Below are 14,528 nucleotides of genomic sequence, written 5' to 3' on the forward strand. Positions count from 1 at the left end.
TTGATTTGGTTTCCCCTTTTGCAATTGGATCCATTCAACCGGTTTTAAATTTTGATTTTATATTTATTATTCATCGCTAACATTATCGTATTATGTCCCAAAATAATTTTCCAAAGTTACACAATGCTACCTGGCCTGGAATCGTCGGAAAAGGCCCGGATTCGGAACCTATTATTTCCTTTGATGAAATGTTGGAGAACACCGCCAATGCGGAAGTAAACGGTGTAAAGTTTGATGGGGTGGACATCGGACTGTTTGACCCGCACATCGATTTGGAAATGGATGATGACGGAATAAAAAAATTGGTAGACAAGGTGTCTTCTTATAACCTTGAAATTGGCTCTGTAGTAGCTCCTATTTGGGGCGGTCCTATTTTGGGATCAAAAGAGGACCGGGCCACTTACCTGGATTTACTTGAGAAATCCTGTAAGCTGGCATCCAAGCTAAGAAGTGCAGGGATCCGACCCAATGGCATTGTTCGGGTGGACACAGCAAGTAGTCCGGAACAATGGGCAAAAGATCCAAAAGGAAGCCAAAAGATAATTGTAGAGACCTTTAAGGAGGCCTGCAAAATTGCAGAGAATTACGGTGAAAAATTAGCTGCAGAAGGTGAAATTTGCTGGGGAGGCATGCACAGCTGGAAGACCATGCTGGAAACACTGGAGTCTGTAGACAGTCCTTACCTGGGTTTTCAGGCAGATATGGCGCATACCCTCTTATATACCCTGGGCTACAACTACCCGGAGCATAGAATTTTACCTGAGGGCTACGATTGGAAAGACAGGTCTGTATGGAAGGCAGCACTCAAAAAGATGACCGATGCATTGCGTCCCTGGACCATCGATTTTCACGTGGCTCAAAATGATGCGACCGTTTTTGGTTCTGGATCACATGACAAAACAGGCAGGCATTGCCTGGCCAATGACCCTAATGGAAAACTGGACATTGCTGAAGATGCCGGATACTGGCTTCGGGATGAGAAAGGAAATCTCACCAAGGCTTTCAATCACATTTGCTGGGATGGTTGCATGTTCCCCAATGCGGTGATGAGCAAGAAGGACACCTGGAATAATATTTTAGCGGCATTGATTCAGGTTAGAGAGGCGCATGGCTGGAAAGCCTAAATCCAGTTCATGTTTTGAATAGTTTCAATTTTCCAAACCAAAAATGTTAACCATGTCAGAAAAAAAGCAAATACGAATAGGATTGATCGGTACGGGTTTGATGGGAAGGATCCATACCAATGGATATAAACGATTAGGTGATTTTTTTCCCGAATACGAATACCGGCCGGTATTGCAGGTGGCCTGTTCCAGACGCGAGGATAAAATAAAGGCCTTTGCCGAACAGTGGGGCTATGCCTCCTACGAAACCGACTGGAAGAAAGTCATTGAGAGGGACGATGTGGATGCGATAGATATCTGTACTCCCAATGATACCCATGCCGAGATTGCCATTGCTGCAGCCAAGGCAGGCAAAATGATCTTGTGTGAAAAACCGCTTGCCCGAACCCTGGAGGAAGCCAAGGAGATGGTCAAAGTGATCGAAGGTGCGGGTGTACGCAACACGGTATGGTATAATTACCGGAGAGTACCTGCGGTTACCCTGGCCAAGCAATTGGTTGACTCCGGGAAACTAGGTAAAATTTTCCATTACCGGGCAAACTTTCTTCAGGACTGGACCATTAGCCCGGACCTTCCTCAAGGTGGAGACGCTTTGTGGAGGCTGGATGCCGATGCGGCAGGGTCAGGAGTAACCGGAGACCTGTTGGCCCACTGTATCGATACGGCCATGTGGCTGAATGGGGGAATCAAAGATGTGTCCGGTATGACGGAGACCTTCATTAAAGAACGCGTGCATCAGGGTAGTGGCGAAAAGAAAAAAGTAGGCATTGACGATGCCTGTACCTTCCATTGTCATTTTGACAACGGCTCTCTGGGCTTGTTTGAAGCTACCCGCTATGCCAGAGGTCACAAAGCAATGTATACATTTGAAATTAACGGGGAACATGCTTCTATACGCTGGGATTTACATGATTTGAATCGATTGGAGTATTTTGATCATAGAGACGAGTCCATCGTCAGAGGATGGCGGTCCATTCACGTCACCGACGCAGATCAGCCTTACATGGACCGATGGTGGATACCAGGCACCAGTATTGGCTACGAACATTCGTTTATCCATCAAGTAGCGGACTTCTTTAAGAGTTTGGAAGACAACGTACCATGCGCGCCTACCTTTAAGGATGCTTATGAAACCCAAAAGGTTTGCCAAGCCGTGTTGGATTCGGCAGCCTCCAGAAGCTGGAAAGACACCGGTGTGGATTGGTAGGTACGAGTCCAATCAGATAAGTTATTGCAATAATTTAAAATCCAGGCCTTTTTTTAAATTGAAGGTCTGGATTTTCTTTTTTTTCAATTTCTACTTTTAGTGAAAAATATGATTATTCTCAGTTTCAAAAAATGAAAATGGAATAAGTGTTATATTTACCAAGAATTTAACCGATCGTTTGACTTATGCATAACCTTAGCTCAACCAGGCAATTTCTAAAGGATATTCTATCGGATGCGGCACCCGCTCAGGCCATGGATTGGCTGGACGCCCAGATAGAGAAGATAAAAAAGGCAGATGGGCAAATGAAGTTTTTTTTAGCTTTTAGCCAAGCCTCGAGGCGATTTTCAAAGGACTCTTTGAAACTGTCAGAACAAAGGGAATTGGAAGCAAGGAAAATCAGAGCTGGATTTCAGCCGGGCTCCTGGACACTCTTGCAAACGGCGCGAACCTTATTGGTACTGGAAATCGCGTCAGAGGCAGAGGACGGTTGGATCCAAACACTCGATCGGTTATTTGAATCGGCAGATATGCATGAGCAGGAAGCTCTGTATGCGGCGCTTCCCTTGTTGCCCTTTCCTAAACAACATACCCATCGTGCTGCCGAGGGAATACGAACCAACATTACTTCCGTATTTGATGCCGTGGCATTGGAGAACCCCTACCCGTCAGAGTTTTTGGATGAGCCAGCATGGAACCAGCTGCTGCTAAAGGCGATCTTTATGCAACGCCCCCTTTATCGAATAGTGGGCGCCGACCAGCGTGCAAACCTGACGCTTGCGAAAACACTGGTGGATTACGTGCATGAACGCTGGTCAGCCGGGAGGAATGTCATCCCTGAATTATGGCGTTTTCTGGCACCTTTCGTGGACGAAGAGGTTTTGGGTTTATTGGAAAAGGTATTAGAGGAAGGAAATGATTTGGAAAGGAAAGCGGCAGCTTTAGCCTGTTCCTCTGGTGACCATCCCGGTTGTGTGATTCTGTTATCCAAATATCCGGATCTGCAGGAAATGATCGCCAGAGGAGACCTTTCCTGGGAGGCTATCGGAAAGGAATACGATGCGGAAAGATAGTTTCAGCTTTCTAATTTGCCGCTTCCTTAGGAAAATACCCGTTCACCGGGGATCGTTATGAATTGGATTAAAAAAAGATTAGGTTAGCAAATAAAATTAATTCGTTATGATGTACATCGATCCACATATACACGTTACCTCCCGGACTACAGATGATTACGAAGCCATGCAGAAGGCAGGGATTGTCGCTGTAATTGAACCGGCATTTTGGTTGGGGCAGCCCCGTACCAAGGTGGGTAGCTTTCAGGATTATTTCAGCAGTCTGGTTGGTTGGGAGCGATTTCGGGCCAAGCAATTTGGAATTGTTCATTACTGCACCATTGGTTTGAATAGCAAGGAGGCCAATAATGTGGCCCTGGCGGAGGAAGTGATGGAGCTGTTGCCGCTTTATGTTGGTAAAGAAGGGGTAGTAGCGATTGGAGAGATTGGTTATGACGACCAAACGGAGGCAGAGGACCGCTTTTACCGCTTGCAATTGGAGTTAGCGAAGGAAGTTGATCTTCCGGTTATGATCCATACTCCCCATCGGGATAAAAAGAAAGGAACCATTCGAAGCATGGATGTGAGTGAGGAACACGGCCTGGATCCTGGGATGGTTATCGTAGATCACAACAACGAAGAAACGGTTAAGGAAGTGCTGGATAGAGGCTATTGGGCCGCCTTTACCATTTATCCCCATACCAAAATGGGTAGTGAACGGATGGTGGAAATCGTCAGGCAATACGGTCCGGAAAAGATCATCGTGGATAGTGCAGCAGACTGGGGTATCAGCGATCCGCTGGCAGTGCCAAAGACGGCCGATTTGATGTTAGAAAAAGGAATTCCAGAGGAGCATGTGCGGATGGTCTGCTATCAAAATGCGTTGAAAGCTTACGGGCAAAGCGGACAGATGGATGAAAAAGATTGGCTGGAAAAAGAACCCATTGACCAAACGAAAAAACATGGCGGAAGTACTGTCTTGAGAGGGGGACAAAAGCCCAGGGTGGACAATGATTCGTCCAATATTATAGAGAATTGATTCAGTCAATGCAATCCTTAATTGCCCACATCAGGCTCACCCGGCCCGCTAATATTATTACTGCCATTGCTGACATTCTGGCCGGCGCGGCCATTTCAGGAGTGGCCTATTTCCTTCTTGAGGACAACGCACCCGAATTGTGGGGAGATCTTGGCTGGTTAGTTCTTGCCACGATTGGGCTGTATGGTGGCGGAGTGGCTTTCAATGACGTCTTTGACGCTGACCTGGATAAAGTTGAGCGTCCGGAACGACCGATACCCAGCGGGCAGGCTACTGTTAGAAGTGCGGGCTGGATGGCCTTTTTATTGCTTTTGATTGGTGTGTTTGCAGCCTGGCAGGTTAGTTTACTTTCCGGAGTCCTTGCCTTATCAGTGGCGCTGTTGGCCGTTCTATATGATGCCTGGGGAAAACACCAGTCCCTTTTCGGGCCCGTAAATATGGGATTATGCAGGGCAGGAAACCTGCTTTTGGGCATGAGCATGGTTCCAGGGGCGGTGCAGGAATTTGCCTACATTGGATTGGTTCCGTTGGTATATGTCGCCGCGATCACCATGGTCAGCCGTGGAGAAGTGTATGGAAAAAACACCAAGGCATTGTATGGTGGATTGTTCATGTACGCCAGCATTCTGTTATTTGTAGCTGGGTTAGCCTACATTCAGAAAGACCATTGGTGGGAAAGCCTTCCATTTCTGATTTTACTGGCCTACTTTATTTTCCCCCCATTAATGAAGGCGATAAAAAAACAGGAACCGGCACTGATCGGAAAATCAGTAAAAGCAGCAGTACTTGCTTTAATCCTGGTCAATGCTTCGCTTGCGGCTGCTTTTTCCGGTTGGATGGTTGGCCTTGTCATTTTGTTACTATTGCCAGTATCCTTGCAGTTGGCCAGGGTATTCGCCGTGACCTGATGAACCAAAAGCGGGATTTATTACTTATTACTAATGAAATGAAACGTTCGGTGGAACCGTCTATTTAAAAATGGAAAAAAGAGTGCATCAATCAATTGAGCAGGTTTTCAATGTCCCGTTCACCTATCAGGTTTTTTTTACGGAAGATCTATTTTCTTCTGCTAACGGGCTCTTTGCAGATTTAGTAAAAGGAGATAAGGTTCCCAAAGTATACATGGTTCTGGATGAAGGAGTCGTACAACATCATCCGGGACTTATCGCTGCGATCAAGGCCTATGCCTCCGAACATCGGGAAGTATTCACCCTATGCGCTGAACCGCTGGTGGTGCCTGGTGGGGAGCAGGTAAAAAACGATCAACAGTATTTTCAGCAAGTATTAAAGGCCACCCATGAATACGGCATTGACCGGCACTCCTATATCGTCGGATTAGGTGGGGGGGCCTTGCTGGACATGGTTGGCTTTGCAGCCACGATCGCTCACCGTGGGATCCGCCACATTCGCATTCCCACCACGGTTCTTTCACAAAATGATTCGGGTGTTGGCGTTAAAAATGGTATTAATGCTTATGGTAAGAAAAATTACCTGGGCGCTTTTGCTCCACCTTATGCCGTGATTAACGATGCGCAATTCCTTCAGACCCTGGAGGAGCGGGATTGGCGTTCCGGAATTTCGGAAGCCCTAAAAGTGGCTTTGATCAAAGATGCTTCTTTTTTTGTCTGGATAGAACAGCAGGCCCTGGATTTAATGGATAAAAGTCATTCTTCCATGCAGGAGTTGATTTACCGCTGTGCGCAGATGCACATGGATCACATTTCTTCCGGAGACCCATTTGAGGCTGGATCTTCCAGACCTCTGGATTTTGGGCACTGGTCAGCGCATAAACTGGAACATTTAAGCGATTACAGAATTCGCCACGGAGAAGCTGTTGCCATTGGTATTGCGCTGGATACCATGTATTCCTTCCTGGCGGGAATGATTTCTGAAAATGAACTTAACAGGGTGGTGGATGTCATCGTTAAGCTTGGATTTGAGTTATATGTTCCCGAATTGTCTGGAGATTCCCTATTAAAGGGCCTGGAAGAATTCAGAGAACACCTGGGGGGAGAATTGACCATCATGCTTTTGGATAAAATTGGCAGCGGAGTTGAAGTCCATCAAATGGACCCGGCATTGGTACGAAATGCCGTTGAGAAATTAAATCAATTACAACTGACTAATTCCAGGGCCTAACCCCTGTTTATGATAGTTATCAAGTAGAACCTGTGACATGCGCATTTCCGATTATCATTTAACCTATTGTACCAATATTCATCCGGGAGAAAGCTGGGATGCAACCTTTACCAACCTGAAAGATTATGTGCCGCGGATAAAAGAAAGTGTATCCGCAAAACAACCCTTTGGTATCGGATTGAGGATTTCGGATGAGGCAAGTAGGGAGCTGATGGAACCCGGAAATCTAAGCGAACTCAAAAGCTGGCTGGAAACGAATCACTGCTACGTGTTCACCCTTAATGGCTTTCCCTTTGGCGGCTTTCACAGACAGGTGGTTAAAGATGAGGTGCATCATCCCGACTGGACTACTCGTGAGCGGGTCACCTATACACTCCGGCTTTTTGATATTTTGTCAGCCATTATGCCCGCTGACATGGATGCGGGGATTTCCACCTCTCCATTAAGCTATAAACACTGGCACAAAAGTCCCGAAGCATTGGAGCAGGTAATGACCCAATCTTGCGATCACCTGCTGGAGGTGGTGGATCGTTTGTATATCCTGAAACAGGAGAAGGGTCAGTTGCTACACCTGGATATAGAGCCTGAGCCCGACGGAATCATTGAGAATTCCGCTGGGTTAATACAGTTTTTTACCGATTGGCTGCTTCCAAAAGGAATTGCTCTGTTTGTAAAGAAATATGGAATTTCGGCAGCCGCTGCCCGGGAACTTATTCTGGATCATGTACGAGTTTGTTACGATGTGTGTCACTTTGCAGTGGCTTACGAAGATCACGATGCAGTCCTGCAAAGGCTTCAGGAGGAAGGCATCAAAATCGGCAAATTCCAGCTCAGTGCCGCCTTGAAAATTCCGATACCAAAAAAAATAGGAGATAGGAAATTGGTAGAAAAAGCTTTGTTGCCCTTCGTCGAATCTACCTACCTTCATCAGGTAATTGGAGTTGAGAAGGACGGTACCCAACATGCGTACCCGGATCTACCGGATGCCTTGTTGAAATTATCGGAAACTGAAGAAGCCGAATGGAGGATCCACTTCCATGTACCGGTATTTTTGTCCGGATACGGCACCTTAAAGTCCACCCAGGAGGATATCCTTACTGTATTAAAATTGAATGAAAAAGGGCAGTATTCTGCGCAGCTGGAAGTGGAGACGTATACATGGGAGGTTTTGCCCGAAGACATTCACCTCTCTCTGGGACAATCCATCATCCGGGAACTGGACTGGGTGAAAAAACAAATCACATGAAAAAAACAGTTGTACTCAATGTAGTGGCGCTATCTGGAAGGATCTTGGGAAAACACACCCCCTTCCTCAGCCAGTGGGTAAAAAAACGAAAACAAGCTTCCATTAAACCCGTATTACCTGCGGTCACCTGTTCCGCGCAGTCCGTTTACCTGACGGGTAAATGGCCGGAGGAAAACGGAATCGTGGGGAATGGCTGGTATTTTAAGGATGAATGTGAGATCAAATTCTGGAGGCAGTCCAATCACCTGGTCCAATCATCGAAAATCTGGGATGCGCTGAAGGCTGAAAACCCCGATTTTACTTGTTCCAATATGTTTTGGTGGTACAACATGTATTCCTCGGTGGATTATGGTGTTACTCCGAGGCCCTTGTATCCTTCAGATGGCAGAAAGTTGCCGGACGTTCATAGTCAGCCCATGGATTTGCGGGATCGCCTTCAGAAAGAGCTGGGTCAGTTTCCCTTGTTTTCCTTTTGGGGGCCCAATGCCAATATCTCTTCTTCTAAATGGATAGCAGAAGCGTCTATGAAAGTAGACGAATGGCATGACCCCACGCTTACCTTAATCTACCTTCCTCATTTGGATTATGGCTTGCAAAAACACGGAACCGATTTTGATTTCATTGGAAAGGATCTGGAGGAGATAGACGGGTTGTGTGAGCGATTAATTACCTATTACGAGCAGCGAGGTGCGGAGATTATCTTACTCTCTGAATACGGAATCACTTCCGTAAACAAGCCCATCCATATCAACCGGGCCCTTAGAAAAGAAGGCTATATCCAGGTAAAGGATGAATTGGGATTGGAAACCCTGGATGCGGGCACCTGTAAGGCATTTGCGGTTTCAGACCACCAGTTGGCGCATATTTATATCAATGATCCAGCGGAAAAGGAGGCGGTCAAAAACCTGATAGCTTCCCTGCCCGGGGTTGAAAGAGTGCTGGATGAGGAAGGGAAAAAAGAATACCATCTAAACCACGAAAGGGCAGGTGATCTGGTAGCCGTAGCAGACAAGGACTCCTGGTTTACCTACTATTATTGGTTGGATGATTCAAAGGCTCCCGATTATGCCCGCACGGTAGATATTCACCGGAAGCCGGGTTATGATCCGGTCGAAATGTTTGCCAATCCGGACATTCCCTTTCTGAAAGCAAAGCTGGGTTGGATATTGCTCAAAAAGAAACTGGGATTCAGGTACCTAATGGACGTGATTCCTTTACAGGCTGACCTGGTAAAAGGCTCCCACGGACGAATTAGCGAGAATCCCCTGGACTGGCCTGTTTTAATTCTACCGGAAAACTCCACTGAAACGGAAGATGAAGTCAGTCCGACCGATGTGTATTCCTTGATTTACGACCAGGTCATGAGAAAATAACTATTTTGGATACGTTTTATTTCTAAAATAAGTAACTTACATATTCTATGACGAAAGGTTGGAAATGGTTTTTCGGTATCGGTTCGCTGCTGTTTTTATTGTTTGCCTATTGGCAGATAAATGATCCGGACCCAATGTGGTGGGTGCCCGTGTACCTGATCGCCGCCCTCACAGCAGGGTTTGCTTTCTTCGGAAAGTTTAATGTAAACCTACTGGTGTTTTTAACCTTCAGTTATTTGATTGGCGCGGTGTTCTTCTGGCCGGAAAATATCCTGGGTTGGATAGGGGAAGAGTGGCAACAAAAAGACCTGTCCATGAAAACCACAGCCATGGAAATTAACCGTGAATTTTTTGGCCTAACCCTAGCAGCGGTAGTTTTTGCACTGGAAGCGATTATTGGAAGGAGAAAAAGGCTGTTGGAAAATCAGAAAAAAAGCGAGCTGGATTCCTGAAAAATACGTTCTAATCAAGCCATTTTACAAGTCGGGAAATTTAATATAAAACATGACGAAAAAATACGATGTGACGGGTATGGGAAATGCCCTGGTGGATATAGAGTTTGAGGTAAGTGATTCTTTTCTGGAAACGAATGGTATAGAAAAAGGTCTGATGACGCTAGTCGATGAAGAGCGGCAGGGAACGCTAATGACTGCCATTCATACTAAAACTTCCAAGCTGCAATGTGGTGGATCCGCCGCCAACACCGTCATCGCCCTCAGTCAGTTCGGAGGAAAATCATACTACTGCTGCAAAGTGGCAGACGACGAGCTGGGTAGGTTTTTTATGGAGGATCTTCGGGAGTCAGGTGTCAACCATAACCTGGACCCTTACCAGTTGGAAAAAGGAATTACAGGTAAATGCCTGGTAATGGTAACAGCTGATGCAGAAAGAACCATGAATACCTTTCTGGGAATAACCCAAACATTCTCAAAATCCCAGGTAAACCCGGAGGCTATCAAAGACTCCAAGTACCTGTATATCGAAGGATACCTGATCACTTCTCCCGATGCGAAAGAGGCAATGCTTCAAGCTAAAAAAGTGGCAAAGGAACACGGTGTAAAAGTAGCAATTACCTTCTCCGATCCTGCGATGGTCAAGTATTTTGGAGCCGGTTTTGAGGAGATAATCGGTGATGGTGTGGACCTGCTTTTTGCCAATGAAGAAGAAGCCATGTTGTATACAGGTGAGGATTCGATTCTTGAGGCAAGGGAAGCCATGAAAAAACTGGCAACCCGTTTCGTTATTACCCAGGGTAAAAATGGAGCGATGATCTACGACGGAGAAACCTTTATAGATATCGAACCCTACCCTACCCGTGCGGTGGATAGCAATGGTGCTGGTGATATGTTTGCCGGGGCCTTTCTTTACGGGATTACCAATGGACATTCCTACGCTTCGAGTGGAAAATTGGCCAGCATGGCGTCCTCCAAAATTGTCAGCCAGTTTGGTCCTCGCCTTAGCTGGGATGAGGCCAGAGAAATTTTGGATCGGCTCAGGCCGGATCAGGAGGCATAAAGACCGGTAAAACACGTGATAGCTTGTAAGTTATAAATGTCTTTGACCCGTTAAATTTTCGTCAAAGTTGCTTTTATAGCCATTTATGGATAAATTGTTTTACATATTCGTAAACCTAAACCATTTTATCATGACAAGTCACGCAAATTCAAAAATGTTATTTCGTTTTGGCCTACTATTGTTGGCCATGGGCTGTTTGGTTTTCTTCCAGGCCGATGCTTTTGAAAAAGAAGGCGATGGAGAAGAAATAAGTGTTAGCGGAGAGGTTTTGGATCTTTCCTGCTTTATGGCTAGTGGTGCTAAAGGAGAAGGACACAAAGGCTGCGCTGAAAAATGCATGGCTAACGGCATGCCTATTGGTTTGCTGGGGTCAGATGGGAAAGTCTACCTCTTGGTAGAGGATCACAAAAATGCCAGTCCGTATCAGTCATTAAAGGAACTCGCTGCAGCAAATGTGGAGGTAACTGGAAATTATTTTGTTAGAAACGGGATGCCTGGTATCGTAATTAAGACCGTATCAGAAAAGGGTTAATTTATCAAAAAGGATAGATGTATGTATAGGGACGGGAATATTTCCGTCCCATTTTTTATTCCTCGAACACGACATGTGTAAAGGAATAGTCGGTGCGTACCAGGCTGTCCGTTTCCGATGGAAGGTAATGTAAATCGAAGAGCACATGGTTTAGATCCAGTGCGTTGTTAATAACTAACTGGTAGGCTTGATCACCGATTTTGGTGAGAACGTAATCAGGGTATTCCGGAAAGGTAAATTCGATTTCACCGCTATAGTCCAAAGGAAACCGGGTTTTAAGGTAAAATTTATCCTCAAATAAGAAGGCATCCTGTATGAGTGGATAAAACGTGTTGTAGATCCTTTTTTCCTTAACTAATAAACTTTCAAAATAGGTGATCCCTCCTTCCTGATATTTTTGCCTGGTACTGTCACCATCCTGTACTACGACCCACCTGTTTTGATGCGTCGAAGGTTGGCTGTCCTTAATAATACCCTCCTCTGTTGCGCTAATTCTGGATGCTTTTTCTTCCTTTTTTGGCTTACAGCCTAAGGTCCATACCCAGCAAAGTAGGAATAGCGGGAAAACTACCTTCCTTAACTTTTTTTCCATGCCCGGGTCATTTCTTTTTTACCCGGCGGTCCGGGTACCTCATCCAAGGTTAACTCGAGGGATTGAAGGTTCTTTTTGAGATGGCCTGCTGCGCAGTAGGTAACAAAGTTAGCACCGGGATTCATACTGGCATGAATTTTTTCAAGTAGCGGTTTCTCCCATAGTTCGGGTTGTTTTTTAGGAGAAAAGGCGTCAAAGTAGACTATGTCTGTAGGATAGAGCTGGACATCCTGCAAGGAAACCGTTTCCTTTTTAATGTTAAAATAGTCAGTTAATGGCTTCCCGGTATCCCATTCCATTTTGTGCAACTTTCTAAAATAACCGTTGTAGTGAGTGAGGGTTTCATCTTGCTGGGTATAATTTAGGGCATCGTAAATTTTTTCCGGAAGTGGAAAGGGTTCTATGGTATGGTACAATACCGGAACCTGGTTTTGTTCTGCCCAAATCAAGGTAAGCCAGGCATTGAGGCCGGTACCAAAGCCCACCTCAAAAATCCGAATAGGAAACTTACCCCGGTTTCGGGCGTACCAGGCTTCTAAGCCATAAAGTAGAAATACGTGGATGGACTCCCGATAGGCACCATGGGAAGAATGATAGCTTTCGTTGAGTTCCGGAAGGTATACCGAATGGGACCCGTCTTCCGTAGTAATGATTTTGGGTTCCTTCTTTTTCATTTTATGGGTTGATTTGGCTGGTGAATTAAAGCCACACAATAGGCGGATACTCCTTCCTGCCTTCCTACAAAACCCAAATTTTCCGTGGTGGTGGCCTTAATTGATACCTGGTTTTCTGTTACTTGCATTACCTCCGAAAGGCATTTTTTCATTTGCGGGATAAAGGGATTGATTTTTGGCTTTTGAAGGCAAATGGTAGCATCCAGGTTTCCCAGCGCATACCCGCTATCCACCACTAGCCTCATGACTTCTTTCAACAATAATTTGCTATCAATTCCCTTGTACTGGGGGTCCTGATCTGAAAAGTGGTACCCGATGTCGCGCAGGTTGGCAGCTCCCAAGAGGGCATCACAAATGACATGTATCAGCACGTCTGCATCCGAATGCCCCACTGCCCCTTTGTGATGAGGAATTTTAATTCCACCTAACCAAAAATCAACCTTTTCTTCCAGTTGATGAACATCGTAACCAAATCCTATTCGAAAATTATTCATGATGTAATGTGTTAATCCCGGAACAATCCAGGATAGGTCAATCATTGCATTTATAATAAACTACTGAAGCCAAATCATCACTTAGATAGGTATCAGACGCCTCCTTGATTTCTTCTGCCGAAATGGCTAGTTTCCGGTCAAATTCCGTCTGGATTAAAGATGGATCTCCCAAGGAGGCATAATAAGCCAGTTTCATGGCCCGCCCCAGCAACGAAACGGACTCGAAAGTTGTCATTGCTTCTGACTGATTTTTTATCTTTTGAAGGACCTGCTCTGGAAATTTTTTTTGTTTTAACCTTTCTACTATTTTATCCAGCTCCTCTTCGGCTTTTTCGGCGGGAATACCTTTTTCCATTTTGCCGGTAAATACCATAAGCCCGGGGTCTATGTTTCCCAAAACGTAAGCCTGGCAGCTGGCAAAAGTAGACCCGTTTTTCACGAGTTTTTGCTCCAATACAGAGGATCTTCCAAAACTTAAAATATCGGTAATAAGGTCGCATTTGAGGTACGCTTCCTCCAGCCTACCGGGAATCCTGTATACTTTGTATAGTGCCTCAGTAGGTACATCTGCGAATACCTGCTTGCTTCTTTTTCCGTTTTGGGGAGGTTCGGGAATGGGCGTAGAGATTTGATGCGAACTCCCCGGAATTTCACCAAACCAGTGAGTGACTTTTTCCCGAACTTCGTCAAATGCTACTTTCCCGGCAACGCACAAAACGGCATTATTCGGGGAGTAATGGTGCTGATAGAATTGCGACAAATCCTTTTTTTCCAATAGCTCGATATCTTCGATATGTTGTCCGATGGTGGGCCAGCGGTAAGGATGCTGCTCATAGGCCAGGCTTCGAACATGATGCATGGCATCCCCATAAGGCTGATTGAGATACCGCTGTTTAAACTCCTCCATAACCACTTGCTTCTGGGTCAGAACTTGCGGGTCGTTCAAGTTCAGGTGGAGCATTCTGTCGGATTCCAACCAAAGAGCAGTGTCAAGATTGACCGCCGGAAGGGTAATGTAATAATTGGTAATGTCTGTATTGGTAAAGGCATTACTGGAGCCTCCCACCCTTTCCAGTGCACTGTCAAATTCAGGAACGTGTCGCGAACCGGAAAACATAAGGTGTTCAAAATAGTGAGCCAAACCAGTTTTACCAGCGGTTTCATTTCTGGATCCCACCTTATAGAGTAAATTGACAACGGCCATTTCGGAAGTAGGATCTTCGTGAACCAGCACCTGCAGGCCGTTGTCTAGCGTAAATTCTTTGTAATCGATCATAGAATAGAGTCAAAAGTAAGAAAATTTTGTCCCATCCGACGCCTGTTTTTTTAAATTGATTCGCCTTTGTATCCTGATTTTTCCAAAGCAGCTTTGACAGATTCGGGATCGACTTTTTCGTTTACGGTAAGAATTCTATCTGGGGATTTGAGATCCACTTCCCATTGGTTAGGGGCTAATTGGTTCAGGGCCGGACTCACCGCAGCAATACAAGCCGCACATTTGATATTCGTTTTAAATTGCATGGACGTTTCTTTACTCATGG

General features: G+C 45.5%; 16 protein-coding genes. 11 read left to right on the plus strand and 5 right to left on the minus strand.

What is annotated here, in order from left to right; translation table 11 throughout:
• Positions 1-92: 92 nt before the first annotated feature.
• From GKS34_RS13735 to GKS34_RS13785, 11 genes are all read left to right on the plus strand, one after another.
• Positions 93-1,124, plus strand: coding sequence for a sugar phosphate isomerase/epimerase family protein (locus GKS34_RS13735; RefSeq protein ID WP_163385412.1), 1,032 nt, complete (start codon positions 93-95; stop codon positions 1,122-1,124).
• A gap of 52 nt (positions 1,125-1,176) precedes the next feature.
• On the plus strand, positions 1,177-2,331 hold the full coding sequence (locus GKS34_RS13740; protein ID WP_163385413.1) for a Gfo/Idh/MocA family protein: 1,155 nt from the start codon (positions 1,177-1,179) through the stop codon (positions 2,329-2,331).
• Between the two features lie 185 nt (positions 2,332-2,516).
• A complete protein-coding gene (locus GKS34_RS13745) occupies positions 2,517-3,404 on the plus strand; it encodes an EboA domain-containing protein (protein WP_163385414.1) in 888 nt (295 codons plus the stop codon).
• Positions 3,405-3,510: 106 nt separating this feature from the next.
• Positions 3,511-4,422 carry a TatD family hydrolase gene (locus GKS34_RS13750; RefSeq protein WP_163385415.1) on the plus strand — a complete coding sequence of 304 codons (912 nt, stop codon included), beginning with the start codon at positions 3,511-3,513 and terminating at the stop codon, positions 4,420-4,422.
• An 8-nt stretch (positions 4,423-4,430) separates the two neighbouring features.
• Complete coding sequence (gene eboC / locus GKS34_RS13755; protein ID WP_163385416.1) at positions 4,431-5,330, plus strand: UbiA-like protein EboC; 900 nt, start codon at positions 4,431-4,433, stop codon at positions 5,328-5,330.
• Positions 5,331-5,400: 70 nt separating this feature from the next.
• Complete coding sequence (locus GKS34_RS13760) at positions 5,401-6,561, plus strand: 3-dehydroquinate synthase (RefSeq protein WP_163385417.1); 1,161 nt, start codon at positions 5,401-5,403, stop codon at positions 6,559-6,561.
• Between the two features lie 37 nt (positions 6,562-6,598).
• A complete protein-coding gene (gene eboE, locus GKS34_RS13765; RefSeq protein WP_163385418.1) occupies positions 6,599-7,807 on the plus strand; it encodes a metabolite traffic protein EboE in 1,209 nt (402 codons plus the stop codon).
• Positions 7,804-9,180 carry an alkaline phosphatase family protein gene (locus GKS34_RS13770; protein ID WP_163385419.1) on the plus strand — a complete coding sequence of 459 codons (1,377 nt, stop codon included), beginning with the start codon at positions 7,804-7,806 and terminating at the stop codon, positions 9,178-9,180. The genes eboE and GKS34_RS13770 overlap by 4 nt, the downstream gene beginning before the upstream one ends.
• 47 nt (positions 9,181-9,227) lie before the next feature.
• On the plus strand, positions 9,228-9,632 hold the full coding sequence (locus tag GKS34_RS13775; RefSeq protein ID WP_163385420.1) for a transmembrane 220 family protein: 405 nt from the start codon (positions 9,228-9,230) through the stop codon (positions 9,630-9,632).
• Between the two features lie 52 nt (positions 9,633-9,684).
• Positions 9,685-10,695 carry an adenosine kinase gene (locus GKS34_RS13780; protein ID WP_163385421.1) on the plus strand — a complete coding sequence of 337 codons (1,011 nt, stop codon included), beginning with the start codon at positions 9,685-9,687 and terminating at the stop codon, positions 10,693-10,695.
• A 130-nt stretch (positions 10,696-10,825) separates the two neighbouring features.
• On the plus strand, positions 10,826-11,227 hold the full coding sequence (locus GKS34_RS13785) for a hypothetical protein (RefSeq protein WP_163385422.1): 402 nt from the start codon (positions 10,826-10,828) through the stop codon (positions 11,225-11,227).
• A 55-nt stretch (positions 11,228-11,282) separates the two neighbouring features.
• On the opposite strand, the gene GKS34_RS13790 is transcribed toward GKS34_RS13785, so the two are convergent.
• Genes GKS34_RS13790 through GKS34_RS13810 form a run of 5 tightly spaced genes read right to left on the minus strand, consistent with a single transcriptional unit; the run spans position 11,283 to position 14,526 of the window.
• The gene (locus GKS34_RS13790; RefSeq protein WP_163385423.1) at positions 11,283-11,819 is read right to left on the minus strand and encodes a hypothetical protein; all 537 of its coding nucleotides are present in this window, start codon (positions 11,817-11,819) and stop codon (positions 11,283-11,285) included.
• Entirely contained in the window at positions 11,804-12,493 is a 690-nt protein-coding gene (gene mnmC2, locus GKS34_RS13795) for a tRNA (5-methylaminomethyl-2-thiouridine)(34)-methyltransferase MnmC2 (RefSeq protein ID WP_163385424.1), read from the minus strand. Before mnmC2 ends, GKS34_RS13790 begins: the two co-directional genes overlap by 16 nt.
• Positions 12,490-12,987, minus strand: a complete 498-nt coding sequence (gene ispF, locus GKS34_RS13800) for a 2-C-methyl-D-erythritol 2,4-cyclodiphosphate synthase (RefSeq protein ID WP_163385425.1) — start codon at positions 12,985-12,987, stop codon at positions 12,490-12,492. The genes mnmC2 and ispF overlap by 4 nt, the downstream gene beginning before the upstream one ends.
• A gap of 37 nt (positions 12,988-13,024) precedes the next feature.
• Positions 13,025-14,263 (minus strand): M16 family metallopeptidase, encoded by a 1,239-nt coding sequence (locus GKS34_RS13805; RefSeq protein WP_163385426.1) that lies wholly within the window; start codon positions 14,261-14,263, stop codon positions 13,025-13,027.
• A gap of 50 nt (positions 14,264-14,313) precedes the next feature.
• Complete coding sequence (locus tag GKS34_RS13810; protein ID WP_163385427.1) at positions 14,314-14,526, minus strand: heavy-metal-associated domain-containing protein; 213 nt, start codon at positions 14,524-14,526, stop codon at positions 14,314-14,316.
• Positions 14,527-14,528 lie beyond the last annotated feature (2 nt).

Origin of the sequence: Cyclobacterium jeungdonense, from assembly GCF_010994275.1 — a bacterium.
GTDB classification, from domain to species: domain Bacteria; phylum Bacteroidota; class Bacteroidia; order Cytophagales; family Cyclobacteriaceae; genus Cyclobacterium; species Cyclobacterium jeungdonense.

Excerpts from the sequence above, each read along its gene's own strand:
- GKS34_RS13735 (WP_163385412.1), top strand. The coding sequence starts at position 93 with ATGTCCCAAAATAATTTTCCAAAGTTACACAATGCTACCTGGCCTGGA.
- GKS34_RS13740 (WP_163385413.1), top strand. The coding sequence starts at position 1,177 with ATGTCAGAAAAAAAGCAAATACGAATAGGATTGATCGGTACGGGTTTG.
- GKS34_RS13745 (WP_163385414.1), top strand. The coding sequence starts at position 2,517 with ATGCATAACCTTAGCTCAACCAGGCAATTTCTAAAGGATATTCTATCG.
- GKS34_RS13750 (WP_163385415.1), top strand. The coding sequence starts at position 3,511 with ATGATGTACATCGATCCACATATACACGTTACCTCCCGGACTACAGAT.
- eboC (WP_163385416.1), top strand. The coding sequence starts at position 4,431 with ATGCAATCCTTAATTGCCCACATCAGGCTCACCCGGCCCGCTAATATT.
- GKS34_RS13760 (WP_163385417.1), top strand. The coding sequence starts at position 5,401 with ATGGAAAAAAGAGTGCATCAATCAATTGAGCAGGTTTTCAATGTCCCG.
- eboE (WP_163385418.1), top strand. The coding sequence starts at position 6,599 with ATGCGCATTTCCGATTATCATTTAACCTATTGTACCAATATTCATCCG.
- GKS34_RS13770 (WP_163385419.1), top strand. The coding sequence starts at position 7,804 with ATGAAAAAAACAGTTGTACTCAATGTAGTGGCGCTATCTGGAAGGATC.
- GKS34_RS13775 (WP_163385420.1), top strand. The coding sequence starts at position 9,228 with ATGACGAAAGGTTGGAAATGGTTTTTCGGTATCGGTTCGCTGCTGTTT.
- GKS34_RS13780 (WP_163385421.1), top strand. The coding sequence starts at position 9,685 with ATGACGAAAAAATACGATGTGACGGGTATGGGAAATGCCCTGGTGGAT.
- GKS34_RS13785 (WP_163385422.1), top strand. The coding sequence starts at position 10,826 with ATGACAAGTCACGCAAATTCAAAAATGTTATTTCGTTTTGGCCTACTA.
- GKS34_RS13790 (WP_163385423.1), bottom strand. The coding sequence starts at position 11,819 with ATGGAAAAAAAGTTAAGGAAGGTAGTTTTCCCGCTATTCCTACTTTGC.
- mnmC2 (WP_163385424.1), bottom strand. The coding sequence starts at position 12,493 with ATGAAAAAGAAGGAACCCAAAATCATTACTACGGAAGACGGGTCCCAT.
- ispF (WP_163385425.1), bottom strand. The coding sequence starts at position 12,987 with ATGAATAATTTTCGAATAGGATTTGGTTACGATGTTCATCAACTGGAA.
- GKS34_RS13805 (WP_163385426.1), bottom strand. The coding sequence starts at position 14,263 with ATGATCGATTACAAAGAATTTACGCTAGACAACGGCCTGCAGGTGCTG.
- GKS34_RS13810 (WP_163385427.1), bottom strand. The coding sequence starts at position 14,526 with ATGAGTAAAGAAACGTCCATGCAATTTAAAACGAATATCAAATGTGCG.